Source organism: Vibrio sp. 378 (genome assembly GCF_033339435.1).
Genome location: NZ_JAWOUO010000905.1, coordinates 1 through 577, shown reverse-complemented (window position 1 = coordinate 577; position 577 = coordinate 1). Strand labels below are relative to the sequence as shown.

The 577-nt window shown below is 49.0% G+C and carries 1 protein-coding gene; it reads right to left on the bottom strand.

Annotated features, from left to right (window positions below; genetic code table 11):
- On the bottom strand, positions 1-577 hold a 577-nt coding region (locus R7Q48_RS29520; RefSeq protein ID WP_318133923.1), incomplete at both ends, for an IMP dehydrogenase.

The window sequence follows — 577 nt, the reverse complement described above, 5'->3', positions numbered from 1 at the left end:
GAACTTCATGAAAGTTTCACCATCTTTCTCGATGATCTCGCCGCCTGACTCTTCGTGACCCGCTAACATACCGCCAAGCATCACGAAGTCTGCACCGCCGCCAAACGCTTTTGATACGTCACCCGCGCATGAACAACCACCGTCACCGATGATCATACCACCAAGGCCGTGCGCCGCATCACCACACTCAATAATTGCAGAAAGCTGCGGATAACCCACACCCGTTTTGACACGAGTAGTACATACTGAACCTGGGCCAATGCCCACTTTTACGATGTCTGCGCCAGCAAGAATAAGCTCTTCACACATATCACCAGTAACCACGTTACCCGCAGAGATCACTTTGTCTGGAAACTCTGCACGTACACGCTCTACGTACTCAACTAAATGCTCTGAGTAGCCGTTCGCGATATCAACACAGATAAAGATGAGCTCGTCAGAAAGCGCCATGATGTCTTTTGTTTTTTGGAAATCTGCGTCAGAAGTTCCCGTAGACACCATCACGTTTTTTAGCGTTGCGTTGTCAGCAGATTTTACGAAGTCTGCCCAGTCGTTCACTGTGTAGTGTTTGTGAACG